This is a genomic window from Caballeronia sp. LjRoot34, from assembly GCF_964253815.1.
In the GTDB taxonomy this organism is placed as follows: Bacteria; Pseudomonadota; Gammaproteobacteria; order Burkholderiales; family Burkholderiaceae; genus Caballeronia.
Genome location: NZ_CAXUSB020000001.1, coordinates 2,899,421 through 2,914,858, shown reverse-complemented (window position 1 = coordinate 2,914,858; position 15,438 = coordinate 2,899,421). Strand labels below are relative to the sequence as shown.

Here is a 15,438-nt window from a genome sequence, read left to right as displayed (position 1 = left end):
CCATGTCGGACATCAACCTCGCATCGACTCCGCCGGCCAGCCGCGCTCAACGCGCTCCGAGCCGACTCGGTGATATCGTTTTCGGTGGGCTGACGCGGCTTTCCGCCGTCGTCACGCTGCTGCTGCTGGGCGGCATTATCGTCTCGCTGGTCGTAGCCTCGCTGCCTACGCTTGAAAAATTTGGTCTCAGTTTCCTCTGGCGCGCCGAGTGGGATCCGCAGACCGATAGTTTTGGCGCGCTCGTGCCTATCTACGGCACCATCGCCACCTCAATCATCGCGTTGATCATCGCCGTGCCTGTGAGCTTCGGCATTGCGCTGTTTCTGACCGAGCTCGCGCCCGCATGGCTGCGCCGCCCGCTCGGCGTGGCAATTGAACTGCTCGCGGCGATCCCGTCGATAGTCTATGGCATGTGGGGCCTGCTCGTTTTCGCCCCCATTTTTGCGACGTATTTCGAAAAACCGCTGGGCAAACTGCTCGGCGATGTCTGGCTTATCGGCCGCTTCTTTCAGGGGCCACCCATTGGTATCGGCATCCTGTGTGCCGGCGTTATTCTCGCGATCATGATCATTCCGTACATCGCGGCCGTGATGCGCGATGTGTTCGAAGTCACGCCGGTCCTGCTGAAGGAATCGGCGTATGGCATCGGCTGCACGACGTGGGAAGTGATGTGGAAAATCGTGCTGCCTTTCACGCGGACCGGTGTGATCGGCGGCGTGATGCTCGGCCTCGGCCGCGCGCTCGGCGAGACGATGGCGGTGACATTCGTGATCGGCAACACGAATCTGCTCGATAACGTCTCGTTGTTTTCACCAGGCAACAGCATTACCTCGGCACTCGCCAACGAGTTTGCCGAAGCGAGTCCCGGCTTGCATACATCAGCGTTGATGGAGCTCGGGTTGATCCTCTTTTTGATCACGTTCATTGTGTTGTCGCTGTCCAAACTCATGCTGCTTCGGCTTGAAAAAGGGGAGGGCGCCAAGTGAGCCAGTCCACCATTCAATTCCCCGGCTCCGGCAATCCGGAACGGGAAGAAGCGACGCGCAACAAGCTGCAGCGCCGCCGCCGCGGCAAGAATGTCGTCGCGCTGGTGTTGTCGCTCGCGGCCATGGCGTTCGGCCTCTTCTGGCTCATCTGGATTCTCTATACGACGCTGAAGCTGGGTATCGGCGGTTTGTCGATTGAGTTGTTCACGCAGAACACACCGCCGCCGAATACGGATGGCGGTGGGTTGCTGAACGCCATTGTCGGCAGCTTGATGCTGGTGGTTCTCGCGACTTGCGTCGGCACGCCGCTCGGCATTCTCGCGGGCGTTTATCTCGCCGAATATGGCGACAAGCGCTGGCTGGCTAGCCTGACGCGGTTCATCAACGACATCCTCTTGTCGGCGCCGTCGATTGTGATCGGCTTGTTCGTCTATGCGCTGGTGGTCGCGCGAATGGGCCGCTTCAGTGGCTGGGCCGGTGTGATCGCGCTGGCGTTGCTGCAGATCCCGATCGTGATCCGTACGACCGAGAACATGCTGAGGCTGGTGCCGAACGCGCTGCGTGAAGCCGCCTTCGCACTCGGCACGCCGAAGTGGAAGATGATTGTCTCGATCACGCTGAAGGCGTCGGTCAGCGGCATCGTGACGGGCGTCCTGCTGGCTGTTGCACGCATCACCGGCGAAACCGCGCCGCTGCTGTTCACGGCGCTGTCCAACCAGTTCTTCTCGTGGGACATGAATCAACCGGTGGCCAACCTGCCCGTCACGATCTACAAGTTCGCGATGAGCCCGTTCCCCCAATGGCAAGCGCTCGCGTGGGCCGGCGTGTTCCTGATCACGCTCGGCGTGCTCGGTCTGAACATCCTGGCACGCACGATCTTCTCGAAAAAATAAGGCGGAATCATTCCATGAACACAGTCGCAAGCGATGTGAGCGCCCGGAGCGCTAATCCCGCCGCCAGCGGTGACCATTCCAGCACGGTTGAGCGCGGTGCCGCGCCCGGCGGCTTCAAGCCGGCCCATCAGGCGCCGCCGGTCGGATCGATGAAACCGAAGATCGAGGTGAACAACCTCAACTTCTTCTACAACAAGTTTCATGCGCTGAAGAACATTAACCTGCGGATTCCTGAACATAAGGTGACGGCGTTTATCGGCCCGTCGGGGTGCGGCAAGTCCACGTTGCTGCGCACGTTCAACAAGATGTACGCGCTGTATCCGGAGCAGCGCGCGGAAGGCGAGATCCTGATGGACGGCAACAACCTGCTCGATACTAGCCGCGATATCTCGCTGCTGCGCGCACGCGTGGGCATGGTGTTCCAGAAGCCGACGCCGTTTCCGATGTCGATCTACGACAACATTGCGTTCGGCGTAAAGATGTTCGAGCAGTTGTCGCGCTCGGAGATGGACGACCGCGTGGAATGGGCGCTGACGAAAGCGGCGCTCTGGAACGAAGTGAAGGACAAGCTGCCGCAAAGCGGCTATGGCCTGTCGGGCGGACAACAGCAGCGCCTGTGCATTGCACGCGGCATTGCCATTCGCCCGGAAGTGCTGTTACTCGACGAACCGTGCTCCGCGCTTGACCCGATTTCGACGGGCCGCATTGAAGAATTGATTGCCGAACTGAAGGATGATTACACGGTGGTGATCGTCACGCACAACATGCAGCAGGCGGCGCGTTGTTCGGACTACACTGCTTATATGTATCTGGGCGAATTGATTGAATTCGGCGATACGGAAAAGATCTTCATCAAACCGTCCCGAAAGGAAACGGAAGACTACATCACCGGCCGGTTTGGTTGAATCGCGGCGGAGCTTGCCGCCAGGTCATACGGGCTAAAAAAGGACTTCAGGAGCAAATATGTCCGATAAACATTTGTCGAGCCAGTTCGACGCCGATCTGAATGCGGTGTCATCGAAGGTGCTGGAAATGGGTGGTCTGGTCGAGTCCCAGATCATCAAGGCCATGCAGGCGCTCAATACGTTCGACATGGATATTGTCGAAGAGGTAGTGCTCGCCGAGACGCGCCTGAACACCATGGAAGTCGAGATCGACGAGGAATGCAGCAACATCATCGCGCGCCGTCAGCCGGCTGCGCGTGACTTGCGTTTGTTGATGGCAATTTCGAAAACGATTACGAATCTCGAGCGTGCGGGCGACGAAGCCGAAAAGATCGCCAAGCGCGTGAGACGCATCAATGAAGATGGCATGGGGCGTAACGTCAACATCGCGGAAATCAAGTTGTCCGGCGAAATGGCGGTTTCCATCCTGCGCCGTGCGCTAGATGCCTTCGCGCGCCTGGATACGGTCGCCGCCGCTCAAATCGTTCGCGACGACAAAGCCATCGACGAAGAATTCCGTGCGTTCGTGCGCAAGCTGGTGACGTACATGATGGAAGATCCGCGCATGATTTCGGCGGGTCTCGACTATCTGTTCATTGCTAAAGCAGTCGAACGAATTGGCGATCATGCAAAGAACATTGCGGAGTTCATTATTTACATTGTGAAGGGAACGGATGTCCGCCATGTGTCGCGCGATCAACTCGAACGCGAAGCACTGAGCTGATTCTTTTGTGATTCAGATGTCAGTTGTTCAACTTACGCGAAGAAGGTTACAGAGGTGCCGATGCCCAGCAGCATTCTCGTTATAGAAGACGAACCCGCGATTTCCGAATTGATTTCGGTGAATCTGCAACACGCGGGCCATTGCCCCATTCGTGCTTATAACGCGGAACAGGCGCAAAACCTGATCAGCGACGTCTTGCCGGACTTAGTACTTCTCGACTGGATGCTGCCGGGTAAATCCGGCATCGCCTTTGCGCGGGAATTACGCGGCAACGAACGCACGAAACATATTCCGATCATCATGCTCACTGCCCGTGGCGATGAGCAGGACAAGGTGCTCGGACTTGAAATTGGTGCCGACGATTATGTGACGAAGCCGTTTTCGCCGAAAGAATTGATGGCGCGGATCAAGGCGGTATTGCGCAGGCGCGCGCCGCAATTGACGGAAGATGTGGTCGCGATCAACGGCTTGCGCCTCGATCCGGCGACCCATAGGGTAGCGGCGCATTCGAACGGTCAGGGTAGCGACGATATCAAGCTCGATCTCGGGCCGACCGAGTTCCGCTTGCTGCACTTCTTCATGACGCATCCTGAGCGCGTGCATAGCCGCACGCAATTGCTGGATCAGGTATGGGGCGACCATGTATTCGTGGAAGAGCGGACAGTGGACGTGCATATCAAGCGTCTGCGGGCAGCCTTAAAGCCGGCTGGTTGCGATGCTATGATTGAAACGGTTCGCGGCAGTGGTTACAGGCTGGCCAAGAGTGCTTGATGGAGTAAATGAGAAGAGTGCTTGAGAAGAGTGAATGAAGCCCGCGGCCAATTGTGGTCGCGTGGCAATAATCTCGATCCGCTAATTCATGAATATCATCTGGACACGTTCCCTCGTGTCCCTCGCGTTGCTCGCGGTATTGAGCGGGATTGTTGGCGTGCTGTTCGGAGTGCGCGCCGCGCTCTGTTTTGCGCTCGTCATGCTGGTTCTGCAAACCCTCTTCACCACCTTTCATACGCAGCGATTGTGGCGTTTGCTCGACGCGCCCGTGTACGGCGAAGTGCCGAGCGCGCCTGGCGTGTGGGGCGAGATTTATTATCGGCTGCATAAGCTTGCGAAGCGCTGGCACGCGCAGGTGCGCCAGGTCGAGCAGCAGCATTCACGGTTTATCCAGGGCATTCAGGCGTCGCCGAATGGCGTGGCCATGCTCGATGACAGCGACCAGATAGAGTGGTGCAACGCCATCGCGGAAACGCATTTCGGGCTCGACGCCAAACGCGATCTGCGCCAGCACATCACGCATCTCGTGCGTCAACCCGACTTCGTTCGTTATCTTGCTTCGCAGCATTATGAGTCGGTGCTGGTGATGCGCGGGATGGGGCTGAACCGGCAGCATGTGTTGTCGGTGCAAATATTTCCCTATGGTGAAAACCGGAAGCTGATTCTGACTCAGGACATAACGGAACTGGAACGAACGGATTCCATGCGCCGCGATTTTGTCGCGAACGTTTCGCACGAGTTGAAGACGCCGCTGACCGTGCTGTCCGGCTTTCTTGAAACCATGCGCGAGTTGCCCCTGGATGAATCCGACCGGGCGCGTTATCTGGAGATGATGGAGCAGCAGTCGTCACGCATGCAGAACATCGTGCGCGATCTGCTTGTGCTCGCGAATCTGGAAGGTGATGTCAAACCACCCAGCGACGACGTTCTCGATATGCGCGCGGTTTTGCGCCATCTTGAAGAAGACGCCGATAATCTTTCGAATGGCCGACATCGAATTACATTCAATGTTGATGAAGCGTTGACGGTGTCCGGTTCGGAAACGGAGATTGTCAGTGCGCTCGCGAATCTCGTGACGAATGCGATTCGCTATACGCCGGATGGCGGAACCATTGATGTCTCGTGGCAGCGCGTTCGCGATCGGGCGGTGTTTTCAGTGCGCGATAGCGGACTCGGTATTCCGGCCGAACATATTCCGCGTCTGACCGAGAGGTTTTATCGTGTCGATAGAAGCCGCTCGCGCGATACCGGCGGCACGGGCCTTGGGCTCGCGATCGTGAAGCATGTATTGCAACGCCATCTGGCCGACCTCGAAGTCAAGAGCGAGGAAGGGCGGGGAAGCACCTTCTCGGTCAAGTTTTCGGCCGCCCGCACGGCGATGAGAAAGTCGATCGCGGCTTGAATGAGCTTGCAGGGGTTTGCATTTGCCACGGCTTGACGTGCCTGGAAGGCAGCGCACACCCAAGCCGCGGCAACATCAAGACGTCAAAACATCAAGGGCAGAACTTCGCGAGCAGGCCGAGTTGCGCATTGCGCATCGACTTGCCCGGGCGGCGGCGCTTGTAATGGCCGTCACTTTGCATGAGCCATGCCGACTGGTTATCGCCGAGAAAGACTGAGAGTCCTTCGGCAATCACGCGCCGTTTCAGGCGCCGGTCATTCACGGGAAATGCCACTTCCACGCGCCGGAAGAAGTTGCGGTCCATCCAGTCCGCGCTCGACAAATACACCTTCTCCTCTCCACCCGCATAAAAATAAAAGATGCGGTGATGCTCGAGAAAACGTCCGACGATGGAGCGCACCGTGATGTTCTCGGACAGGTCTTCTACGCCCGGTTTCAACGCGCAGACACCACGCACGATCAGGTCGATTTTCACGCCTGCCTGAGACGCTTCATACAACGCGATGATCACGGTCGGTTCGAGCAGCGCATTCATCTTCGCGACAATCCGCGCTTTCTTTCCTGCCCGCGCGTTGTCGGCTTCAGCACGAATGGCTTCCATCAGATTCGGATGCAACGTAAAAGGCGCTTGCCAGAGCTGATGCAGGCGCAATTCGCCGCCGATGCCGGTGAGTTGCTGAAACACGTGATGTACGTCTTCGCAGACTTCCTGATCCGAAGTCATCACGCCGAAATCGGTATAAAGACGCGCAGTACGCGGGTGATAGTTCCCCGTGCCGAGATGCACATAACGCCTGAGCATCATCTTGCCGTTGTGCGACACGCGACGCACGATCAGCATCATTTTCGCGTGGCATTTGTGACCGACCACGCCATACACCACGTGCGCGCCCACGGCTTCGAGTTGCGACGCCCAGTTGATATTCGTCTCTTCGTCGAAGCGCGCGAGCAGTTCCACCACCACAGTGACTTCCTTGCCGTTGCGCGCGGCTTGCATCAGCGCGTCCATCAGTGGCGAGTCGGTGCCGGTCCGGTAGATGGTCTGCTTGATCGCCACCACCTGCGGATCCTTCGCCGCCTGCAACAACAACTCGAGCACGGGCTGAAAACTCTCGTACGGATGGTGCAGGAGGATATCGGCCTGATCGATGGCATCGAACATGTTCGATGCGGCCGCAATAGCTTTCGGCACGGCCGGAATATGCGGCACGAACTTCAGGTCCGGCCGGTCGACCATTTCGGGCAACTGCATCAGGCGCACGAGATTGACCGGCCCGTTCACGCGATAACAATCGCGGTCGTTCAGTTCGCTCTCGTCAAGCAGGCGCCGGATCATGTGCGGCGGCGTCTCCGCCGACACTTCCAGACGTACCGCATTGCCCAGATGCCGTGCGGGCAGTTCGCCCTGCAGCGCCACGCGCAGGTTGGTGATTTCGTCTTCATCGACGAACAATTCGCTGTTGCGCGTGATGCGAAACTGGTTGCAACTGCGCACGACCAGATGCGGAAACAGCGCGTCGACAAAACGCTGCAGCAGCGAGCTCAGCAGCACAAAGCCGTGCGGATACCCCGACAGCGCCTCGGGCATGCGCACGAGCCGCGGCAGCGCGCGCGGCGCCTGCACGATGCCCATCATCGCCTGGCGGCCGAACGCGTCGCGGCCCTCCAGCTCGACCACGAAGTTCAGGCTCTTGTTCAGCACGCGCGGAAACGGATGCGCGGGGTCCAGTCCGATTGGCGTCAGCACCGGCAGCAACTCGTTCTGGAAATAATCGCGCGCCCAGCCGGTCTGCGCTTCGGTCCACGATTCCACGCCGTGAAAGTAGATCCCTTCGCTTTCCAGCGCGGGAAACACGGTGTCCTGGAGCATGACGTATTGCTGATGGACCAGGCGATGCGCGCGTTCGACCACAAGGTCGTACACATGCTGCAGCGACATGCCGTCGGGCGAGAGCGAGCCCGGGTTGTCGCGCATCTGTTCCTGCATGCCGGCCATGCGGACTTCGAAAAACTCGTCGAGGTTGCTGCTGGTAATACAGATGAAGCGGAGCCGTTCGAGCAGCGGGACGCCGGTGTCGGCGGCCTGCGACAATACTCGTTCGTTAAAACCCAGAATGCCCAGTTCGCGATTAAGAAGGGGATAGCGTAAGGACATCGATAGTATTGGCAGTCAAAAAATCAGAATGTGCAAGGATCGCTCGGAATGGGCCACAGTATGATGACGTTTTTGTGAAAACATGATGTCATAAATCTAACGCACGTCTCGGATATGGTTGATCCTGGCGACATTCGCCCAATTTCGGCTAACAATTGAAATCGATTCATTGGCGCAGTTTGCTGCATTGGATTATTTGCCAGGCCAGCACAGTCGTCCGCTTGGACTTAAAATTGGCGCGCTGCTGCGGCTCGGCGTGTTCAAATGCTGCCCGGACCGCGTCTGGTTGCAACGAGCTCGCGGGCACAACCCTACGGAACCTGGAAAATCGATGGTCAACCCCCCTCATCTTTTGGCAGCCGTAGATCTCGGATCGAACAGCTTCAGGCTGATTGTTGGCCGCGTCGAGGAGACGCCTTCCGGCAGCCCGATCTATCAGGTAGATGCGCTGCGTGAACCCGTTCGGCTCGCGGCGGGATTGTCGCGGGACAAGTTCCTCGACCGGGCCTCGCAACTGCGCGGCTGGGACGCGCTGAAGCGGTTCGGCGAACGGCTGCGGGACTTTCATCCCGACCACGTGCGCGCGGTCGCGACCAACACGCTGCGCGTGGCTAAAAACGCTGACGAATTCCTGGCCGAAGCACAGAACGCACTTGGCTTTCCCATTGAAGTGATTGCCGGACGGGAAGAAGCGCGTCTTATTTATGCGGGTGCTGCGCATTCGGTGCCGGCGAGCGCGGGCAAGCGGCTGGTGGTGGATATCGGCGGGGGATCGACGGAATTTATTATCGGCTCGCACTATACGCCCATTCATATGGAGAGCCTGTATATAGGCTGCGTGAGTCACAGCCGGCAGTTTTTCGCAGCCGGCAATGTCGATGAATATTCAATGCGGCAAGCCGAACTCGCCGCCAAGCGAGAAATCGAGATTATCTCGAGCGAATACAAACAGACGGGCTGGGATCAGGCCATTGGGTCGTCGGGTACGGCGCGGGCGCTGGCCGAGTTGATCGAAGCAAACGGTTTCAACGATCCCGGCATTACCCACGGCATTTCACGCGGCGGGCTGGAGCGGCTGAAGAAGGCGCTGATCAAGGCCGAGAATGTGAACCGGCTGAAGTTGATCGCGTTGAAATCTGACCGGATTCCCGTGCTGGCGGGCGGCTTGTCGATCATGCTCGGCGTGTTCGAGGAACTAGGGATTGAATACGTCGATACCACCGATGGCGCGCTGCGTCTCGGCGTGCTCTATGACCTGCTGGGGCGCACGCAGCACCAGGACATGCGTACGGTGACGGTGGAAGGCTTCAAGCGGCGCTATGCGGTGGATGGCGAGCAATCGGACCGTATTGCCGAACTGGCAATCGGTTTCTACGAGCAGATCGAAGCCATCGATATCGATGCCGACCGGCGGATCGAAAATCAGATGTTCCTGGGATGGGCGGCGGCATTGCACGAGATCGGGCTTTCTATCTCGCATAGTGCTTATCACAAGCATTCTGCGTATATCGCGAGTCATGCGGATATGCCGGGGTTCTCGCGGACTGATCAGGCCCGGTTAGCCGGCCTGGTGCTTGGGCATGTGGGCAAGTTGGGCAAGCTGTCGCAAGCTCGGGATGTCGACTGGACCTTGCTGTTTTGTCTGCGGCTTGCGGCGCTGCTTTGCCGGCGGCGGGCGGATGTCGGGTTTCCGGCCATTCAGGTTTCGCTGGCCAACGGCGGCTTCGATGTGCGTTTGCCCAACGACTGGGTCTCGCTCAATCCGCTTACCGACTACAGCCTCGTTCAGGAAGCGGCTGAGTGGGAGAAGATCGGCAAGCCGTATCGGGTGGTTTATACGGGCGTTTGAGGGGTCCGGCGGAGGAGGGCGACGGCTTCTCCTGGGCCACGTTGATTCCTCGACTATCTCGCGATGAAAAAATAGTATGGACTTCGAACCTATTTTTTGCGCTTGAATGGAATACCCGTCACGCGCAGTTATTGCGGCATCGTAGTACATACCGCCAACGGTGTTGGTCTGATCGTTATCGCTGGCGCGCTTCGTCTCTTCCGCTTTTCTTGTCGCTCGTTGGCGTTGTCAGTCGGCCATGAAGTGACGCGCGTAGCGGTCCCCTATCTCCGATATACGTAGCAAGGTCAAAAAGTCCGCCGTATTGAAATCGGGGTCCCACGCCGGCGCGCCGCAGATTTTCGCGCCCAGACGCAAATAGCCCTTCAGCAAAGGCGGTGGCGCTACCTTGGCGCCCGTCCGCAGTTCCTGCACCGGCAACGGTGTATGCGCAAACGCCCGGTATTCCGGCGACGTCAGCGCTTCCTTCTCCAGCCCGTCGTACAGGTCGGCGGCGTAGTGGCCACCGTCCGCCATTGCGACGCTCGCGCAACCCAGCATGGTCTCGTAGCCGTTCTGCTTCATGTACGCGGCCAGGCCGCCCCACAACGACATGATTACTCCACCGCTGCGGTAGTCCGCATGCACGCACGAGCGGCCGAGTTCCACCAGCTTCGGGCGTAGATGCGCGAGACGGGACACATCGAATTCGCTCTCGGCATAGAGACGTCCGGCGCGCGCCGCCTGATGCGGGGGCAGCACGCGATACGTTCCCACCACCTTCAACGTGTTCAGGTCGCGGACCAGCAAGTGGTCGCAAAAGGCATCGAACGCGTCTACGTCCAGGCCGGCCGGGCCCTTCAGTTGTGCCCCCATCTCATCGGCGAACACGCGATACCGCAGGCGCTGCGCTTCGCGCAATTCAGCTTCGGAATGCGCCCACGACACCCGCAGCCGATGTTGCCCCGCCACGGTCTCCGCCGCACTCGGCAAACGCCGGCGGAGTTCAGCAACGTTCGAGCCACCAGACCCGCTCAGTCCATTCGATGTGCACAATAAAGCGAGCGTCGTCGATTTCTGCATTGGCAACCCCCAAGTGGATTTGGCTGACGTATTACCGTTTAGCCGCCAATGTAAGTATTCCGAATGACGCTCGCATGGCGTGACTATGACGATTCAATGAAGCGTCACCGCGAAGCCACGGTTTTGCCGCCTTGGGGGGGCTGTTTGGGCTATTGCTACAGTCTTCGCTACAGTAGGTCAGGACTGGTCACCGCCCGCAGCACGACTTGGTCGTCGCCTGCGCGGGAGCGTTGCTGGAACCACCAGATACCGCCTTTCTTCAGCGTCCATTCGGCTTCGTGGCCGGTCATCAGCGAAGCCGCGACGCGCCCGAGCGTTGGTTGATGTCCGACTACGACGACAGTCTCCGCGACGCCGCGCGGCCATTGCCCGGCATCCAGCACGGCCTGGGCGCTGGCCCCCGGCGCGAGTTCCTTTACGACGCGATACTGGTCGCCAAACGCTTCCATTGTCTGGATCGTGCGCGTGGCCGGACTGACGAGAAACACCGCATCGTCGTCTAACCGGCTCTTCAGCCACTTCGCCGCGCCCTGAGCCTGTTTTACGCCACGCGGCGTCAGCTGGCGCACGAGATCGCTCGCAGCCTGGTCTTCTGCTTCGGCGTGGCGCCAGAGAATGAGGTTCATCGGATGTCTCCTGTGGGTTTTTCAATTTGGACCGGCGAAGGCCGCGCAAGTGCTATGGCTTCGGACTCAACGCGGCGTCCAATAGTTTCGATTGCGCGGGTGTCGGTAAAACGCTATCATCTCGTTCTTGTCGGAGCGTAGCGCAGCCTGGTAGCGCATCTGATTTGGGATCAGAGGGTCGAAGGTTCGAATCCTTTCGCTCCGACCACGTTTTAAATGAAGGGGTCACGAGTTTACTCGTGACCCCTTCGCCATTTCTGGCGCTGTGGCCACAGCGCCCACGTTTCCGTTCTCTCGCCAATCTCCGATATCGTTTAATCTTCTGCGTTCACCCTTCGTATTCGTATCCAAAATTTCTGAACTTCATTTTGAACTTCATTTCCGGGCCGTCCATGCCGCGTTTCGCTGCTTTGTTTATCTGCTCCCTGCTCCTGTCGGCCTGTGGCGACGCCACCGTGCCTCACCACACGCCGCCGCAAGATCCGCCCGACTACAAGGGCGTGCCCACCGACACCACGCCGCCGGTCATGATCATCGCGCCGGCCAAACCCGAGCAGCCGCAATAAAGCCGTGCAGCCGCGCGCCCGAAGCTTGGCCCTTATGTCGCAGCGTATAATCCGCCTATGAACACGCCCGCCAACGACGCCCACTCTCACGCCCACTCGTCCGCCGACGCGCTCCAGGCGGCGGTCACGATGGCCGACGATTATTGTCGCGAGCGTGGCCAGAAACTCACGCCCATTCGCCGCACCGTGCTCGAGTTGCTGCTGGCTTCAGGCCGGGCGACCAAAGCTTATACGTTGCTCGACGAAATGCGGGCGATGCATCCGAACGCGTCACCTCCCACGGTGTATCGGGCGCTGGATTTCCTGCTGTCGGCGGGGCTGATTCATCGGATCGAGTCCATCAATGCGTTCACCGTCTGCCACGATCTCACGCATTGCCAGCACGGCGTGCTGATCGTTTGTCAGCAATGTGGCCGCGTGACCGAGTTGCAGCAGCAAAAACAGTTGCGCCAGACCCTGATGTCGCAGGTCGAGGCGAGCGGGTATCGGCTGGCCGGCGACGACATCGAGTTAAAGGGCATTTGTCCGGCATGTCAGGCCGCTGAAGACCCCAGCGCGCATCAGCACGATCACGATCACGATCACGCGTCGCATTGATCTCCACGCGCAACGCATAAACTGCAGTCCACGCAAAAAGGCCGTTTCCGACGTCAGTCGGCAACGGCCTTTTGTATTCCATGGATGGCTTCGAACGCCGCTGTGTGAGCGCCGAACCTTAGAGCCGCGCGCTGACGCCCAAACTGACGGCCTGAATGAAGCGAAACCCCGATGCGGGCACACCGGGGCTTCTGACCCGCGAGGACTGTTCGCGCAGAGAATCGCGGGCTGACCGTATTCTAAAGTGCATCAATCGGGTTGATTGTGATCACTTGTATCAACGCGTAACCCAATGTGCATGGGCTTTCCGAAGGTTTAAGCCTGCTTGGTCAACGAAGGCCGCGACACGTAATTACTACAATCGACACGCAGCTTCGACGGCGGATTATGCGAATTTCTTGCCGCAAAGGTATGATCGCATTTCCTGAAATCGACTCCCGACCATGACCTCGTTGTGGATTTTCCTCGCCATTTGTCCGATCGCGCTGGGTTCGCTGCTCGTGTTCGCCTCGCATATCGACCCGTTGTCCGGTCGGTGGCGCGGCGCGCAACTGCTGGGTCCGCGAGCAAACCTGGCGTTGGGCGAAAACGTTGCGCGCCTCGGCCGCTCGATCAAGAAACAGGCGAGCGCTATTGCTTGCAGCGAATCACCATCGACCGGTTCTTGACGTTCGCGCCGAAAATCCCGGCCACCGTTCCGCCGGACGTCGCCCCGTTGTCGACGTCCTTAGACACGACGTCGTAGCCGTACGACCCGCACATCTCGCCCGCCTTCTTGTAGCATTCCGCCCAGCTTGTACTTGCGTCGCCACCGCTGCAGTTGATCGCAAAACCGGTGTCACCGGACGGCAGATAGGTCATCTTCGCCGAGTCGGCGCAGCCCGCGAGCGTCAGCGCAGCCACCATTACCGCAGCCGTCGCGGCCACCTTTCCAAGCGTCGTGGCGCAAACTTGTAATTTCATCGATTCTTCCCTGTGTTTGATTAGGCACGCGCGCCTGCATGAGCGTGCCTTGCGCGTTACCGTGCCGGCAGATAACGCGATGGATCGATCGAACTACCCTTGTAGCGCAATTCGAAATGCAGCATCACGCGATTCGTGTCGGTGTCGCCCATTTCCGCGATGGGTTGACCCTGCGTGATGCTCTGGCCCTCCTTCACGAGCAGCGCGCGGTTATGCGCGTAGGCGGTCAGGTAGTCGGCGTTGTGCTTCACGATCAGCAGGTTGCCGTAACCGCGCAGCCCATTCCCGGCATAGACCACCGTCCCCGCGGCCGCCGCCACGATCTGCGTCCCGGACGCGCCGGCAATGTCGATACCCTTCGAACTCTTGCCGTCGAAACCGCGAATCACGCTGCCTTGCGTCGGCCAGATAAGCGAAATGCTGGTGGCCGGCGTGACCAATGCGGATGACGATGGCGCCGAGTCCGATGTGCCCGCGCTGCTGCTCGTGCGGGCCGGCGGTGCTGATGACCCGGCCGAAGTCACGCTGCCTGCGGGCGGCGCCACACGCAGCACCTGGCCGACCTCGATAGCATTCGGGTCGGTGAGGTTGTTCCAGCGCGCGATGTTCTGGACCGACGTCCGGTTCGCCCGCGCGACCTTCGACACCGTGTCGCCCCGTTCAACTCGATAAAACCCTGGTCCGACCGGCGCGGAGCCGCACGCGGCGAGCACTGCGACCAACGACACGCAGGTCAGCCGTCGAATTATTTTTACCAAACCCAAAACCTCGCAAAGCGCCGCACAAACCGAAAACGCTGCGGCAAACAAACCAGTACGCGCATCGGCGAAATGTCCGATTTTACCGTCCCGGCGTCGCTGCCCTCAGAAGCGGCCCAGATGGCCGGCTAGTTGCCGCTCGTTATGCCCCCTTCCTCTCTCTTTCAGGCGGCCGGCGAAATGGTCAGCCGCAGTGCTGCCGTTTCGGTTTTTCCCGGCGCGAGCCAGCGCAGTCCGCGGCCATTGTGAATAGCATCGGGGAGTCCGACCCACGGCTCGACGCAGTAGAAATCCGATGTGGGCTCCAGGGTCCAGGTCGTCACCGCGTACCAGGGCACCGAGTCGGGGCGTTGCAGGTCGAAATTCACCGCACGTTTCAAACCCGGCGTGACAAGGCGGACCGGGTGATCGGAGGGGCCGGTAAAACAATGGAAGCGATCCAGGATGTTGGCGTCGTCCAGCGCGTAGCGCGCGGCGCCCGGTTGCGGGTCAGTGATAGCGCCATCGTCGAGTTGCCGACGGGTTTCAGTGCGCGGCAATTCCAGGCTGCTCATGCCGCGCTGGTCGTGCGGCAGGGCGAAATAGAAATGATGGCCCGCGTAGTAGGGCAGCGGCACTTCTCCCGGATTCGACGTGGTGAGTTCGACATCGAGCGTTACGGCGTCGACCAGCCTGTATGCCGCCTCGAAACGAAACGCGAACGGATACCCTTGGCGCGTGAAATCGTTGTCCACGAGCGTCATTCGCACGCCATGGCCGTCCGGGTCTTTCCGGTGCTCGAACGGCAGATTGCGCGCAAAACCGTGCATGGGGAGTTCGTGCACGACGCCTTCCTGATCGCGCCATTTGCCGATTTCGCCATCGACGAAATGGCGGCCGAGAAACGGAAACAATAACGGGTTGCCGCCGCGAATCTTGACGAAGTTGGACCAGTCCGGCGCGGCCGGCCAGAAAATAACCGGCTCGCCGCCGACGCGCCACGTCATCAGCCGTCCGCCCGCGCGCGGCGCGAGTTCGAGAACGGCGTCATCGAACGTGATTTCCAGGATGTCTTCAGGCTGGGATGACATGTCGGTGGTCTCCTTGAGGAAGTGGTCAAACAGCGTGATCAAACAAGTGTTCGAACGTGCAACGAACAGACG

The 15,438-nt window shown here is 59.4% G+C and carries 16 protein-coding genes and 1 tRNA gene; 11 read left to right on the top strand and 6 right to left on the bottom strand.

The window, feature by feature from the left end:
- Positions 1-2 precede the first annotated feature (2 nt).
- From pstC to phoR, 6 genes are all read left to right on the top strand, one after another.
- The gene (pstC, locus tag ACSQ36_RS13070; RefSeq protein ID WP_213767742.1) at positions 3-986 is read left to right on the top strand and encodes a phosphate ABC transporter permease PstC; all 984 of its coding nucleotides are present in this window, start codon (positions 3-5) and stop codon (positions 984-986) included.
- The gene (pstA, locus tag ACSQ36_RS13065; protein WP_436182183.1) at positions 983-1,879 is read left to right on the top strand and encodes a phosphate ABC transporter permease PstA; all 897 of its coding nucleotides are present in this window, start codon (positions 983-985) and stop codon (positions 1,877-1,879) included. The genes pstC and pstA overlap by 4 nt, the downstream gene beginning before the upstream one ends.
- A 149-nt stretch (positions 1,880-2,028) precedes the next feature.
- Positions 2,029-2,784 (top strand): phosphate ABC transporter ATP-binding protein PstB, encoded by a 756-nt coding sequence (gene pstB / locus ACSQ36_RS13060; protein ID WP_213767762.1) that lies wholly within the window; start codon positions 2,029-2,031, stop codon positions 2,782-2,784.
- Between the two features lie 58 nt (positions 2,785-2,842).
- A complete protein-coding gene (phoU, locus tag ACSQ36_RS13055) occupies positions 2,843-3,547 on the top strand; it encodes a phosphate signaling complex protein PhoU (protein WP_436182182.1) in 705 nt (234 codons plus the stop codon).
- Between the two features lie 60 nt (positions 3,548-3,607).
- Positions 3,608-4,318: a phosphate regulon transcriptional regulator PhoB gene (phoB, locus tag ACSQ36_RS13050; protein WP_089159157.1), complete on the top strand. Its 711-nt coding sequence runs from the start codon at positions 3,608-3,610 to the stop codon at positions 4,316-4,318.
- 88 nt (positions 4,319-4,406) lie between these two features.
- A complete protein-coding gene (gene phoR, locus ACSQ36_RS13045; protein ID WP_436182181.1) occupies positions 4,407-5,720 on the top strand; it encodes a phosphate regulon sensor histidine kinase PhoR in 1,314 nt (437 codons plus the stop codon).
- 91 nt (positions 5,721-5,811) lie between these two features.
- Here phoR and ppk1 read toward each other — a convergent pair whose 3' ends face one another.
- Positions 5,812-7,875, bottom strand: a complete 2,064-nt coding sequence (gene ppk1 / locus ACSQ36_RS13040; RefSeq protein ID WP_436182180.1) for a polyphosphate kinase 1 — start codon at positions 7,873-7,875, stop codon at positions 5,812-5,814.
- A gap of 331 nt (positions 7,876-8,206) precedes the next feature.
- Between ppk1 and ppx the strand changes: the two genes are divergently transcribed.
- Positions 8,207-9,724 (top strand): exopolyphosphatase, encoded by a 1,518-nt coding sequence (ppx, locus tag ACSQ36_RS13035; RefSeq protein WP_213767737.1) that lies wholly within the window; start codon positions 8,207-8,209, stop codon positions 9,722-9,724.
- 228 nt (positions 9,725-9,952) lie between these two features.
- Here ppx and ACSQ36_RS13030 read toward each other — a convergent pair whose 3' ends face one another.
- Both ACSQ36_RS13030 and sixA read right to left on the bottom strand, forming a co-directional pair.
- Positions 9,953-10,786 (bottom strand): GNAT family N-acetyltransferase, encoded by an 834-nt coding sequence (locus ACSQ36_RS13030; protein ID WP_436182179.1) that lies wholly within the window; start codon positions 10,784-10,786, stop codon positions 9,953-9,955.
- Positions 10,787-10,953: 167 nt separating this feature from the next.
- Entirely contained in the window at positions 10,954-11,412 is a 459-nt protein-coding gene (gene sixA / locus ACSQ36_RS13025) for a phosphohistidine phosphatase SixA (RefSeq protein ID WP_436182178.1), read from the bottom strand.
- A 131-nt stretch (positions 11,413-11,543) separates the two neighbouring features.
- Here sixA and ACSQ36_RS13020 point away from each other — a divergent pair.
- From ACSQ36_RS13020 to ACSQ36_RS13005, 4 genes are all read left to right on the top strand, one after another.
- Positions 11,544-11,620: transfer RNA gene (locus ACSQ36_RS13020), tRNA-Pro, on the top strand.
- A gap of 160 nt (positions 11,621-11,780) precedes the next feature.
- Entirely contained in the window at positions 11,781-11,978 is a 198-nt protein-coding gene (locus ACSQ36_RS13015; protein WP_436182177.1) for a hypothetical protein, read from the top strand.
- 57 nt (positions 11,979-12,035) lie between these two features.
- Positions 12,036-12,575: a Fur family transcriptional regulator gene (locus ACSQ36_RS13010; RefSeq protein ID WP_436182176.1), complete on the top strand. Its 540-nt coding sequence runs from the start codon at positions 12,036-12,038 to the stop codon at positions 12,573-12,575.
- A gap of 443 nt (positions 12,576-13,018) precedes the next feature.
- Positions 13,019-13,243: a hypothetical protein gene (locus ACSQ36_RS13005; protein WP_213767733.1), complete on the top strand. Its 225-nt coding sequence runs from the start codon at positions 13,019-13,021 to the stop codon at positions 13,241-13,243.
- On the opposite strand, the gene ACSQ36_RS13000 is transcribed toward ACSQ36_RS13005, so the two are convergent.
- The 3 genes from ACSQ36_RS13000 to ACSQ36_RS12990 form a co-directional block, all read right to left on the bottom strand.
- Positions 13,206-13,538 (bottom strand): hypothetical protein, encoded by a 333-nt coding sequence (locus tag ACSQ36_RS13000; protein ID WP_213767732.1) that lies wholly within the window; start codon positions 13,536-13,538, stop codon positions 13,206-13,208. The genes ACSQ36_RS13005 and ACSQ36_RS13000 overlap by 38 nt on opposite strands.
- A 56-nt stretch (positions 13,539-13,594) precedes the next feature.
- Positions 13,595-14,296: a peptidoglycan DD-metalloendopeptidase family protein gene (locus tag ACSQ36_RS12995; protein ID WP_218627445.1), complete on the bottom strand. Its 702-nt coding sequence runs from the start codon at positions 14,294-14,296 to the stop codon at positions 13,595-13,597.
- A 164-nt stretch (positions 14,297-14,460) separates the two neighbouring features.
- Positions 14,461-15,366, bottom strand: a complete 906-nt coding sequence (locus tag ACSQ36_RS12990; protein ID WP_213767731.1) for an aldose epimerase — start codon at positions 15,364-15,366, stop codon at positions 14,461-14,463.
- Between the last annotated feature and the right edge of the window lie 72 nt (positions 15,367-15,438).

Coding starts and splice junctions, on each gene's coding strand:
- sixA (WP_436182178.1), bottom strand. CDS start 11,412: ATGAACCTCATTCTCTGGCGCCACGCCGAAGCAGAAGACCAGGCTGCG.
- pstC (WP_213767742.1), top strand. CDS start 3: ATGTCGGACATCAACCTCGCATCGACTCCGCCGGCCAGCCGCGCTCAA.
- phoU (WP_436182182.1), top strand. CDS start 2,843: ATGTCCGATAAACATTTGTCGAGCCAGTTCGACGCCGATCTGAATGCG.
- ACSQ36_RS13005 (WP_213767733.1), top strand. CDS start 13,019: ATGACCTCGTTGTGGATTTTCCTCGCCATTTGTCCGATCGCGCTGGGT.
- ppk1 (WP_436182180.1), bottom strand. CDS start 7,875: ATGTCCTTACGCTATCCCCTTCTTAATCGCGAACTGGGCATTCTGGGT.
- ppx (WP_213767737.1), top strand. CDS start 8,207: ATGGTCAACCCCCCTCATCTTTTGGCAGCCGTAGATCTCGGATCGAAC.
- pstB (WP_213767762.1), top strand. CDS start 2,029: ATGAAACCGAAGATCGAGGTGAACAACCTCAACTTCTTCTACAACAAG.
- ACSQ36_RS12990 (WP_213767731.1), bottom strand. CDS start 15,366: ATGTCATCCCAGCCTGAAGACATCCTGGAAATCACGTTCGATGACGCC.
- ACSQ36_RS13000 (WP_213767732.1), bottom strand. CDS start 13,538: ATGAAATTACAAGTTTGCGCCACGACGCTTGGAAAGGTGGCCGCGACG.
- phoB (WP_089159157.1), top strand. CDS start 3,608: ATGCCCAGCAGCATTCTCGTTATAGAAGACGAACCCGCGATTTCCGAA.
- ACSQ36_RS13030 (WP_436182179.1), bottom strand. CDS start 10,786: ATGCAGAAATCGACGACGCTCGCTTTATTGTGCACATCGAATGGACTG.
- phoR (WP_436182181.1), top strand. CDS start 4,407: ATGAATATCATCTGGACACGTTCCCTCGTGTCCCTCGCGTTGCTCGCG.
- ACSQ36_RS13010 (WP_436182176.1), top strand. CDS start 12,036: ATGAACACGCCCGCCAACGACGCCCACTCTCACGCCCACTCGTCCGCC.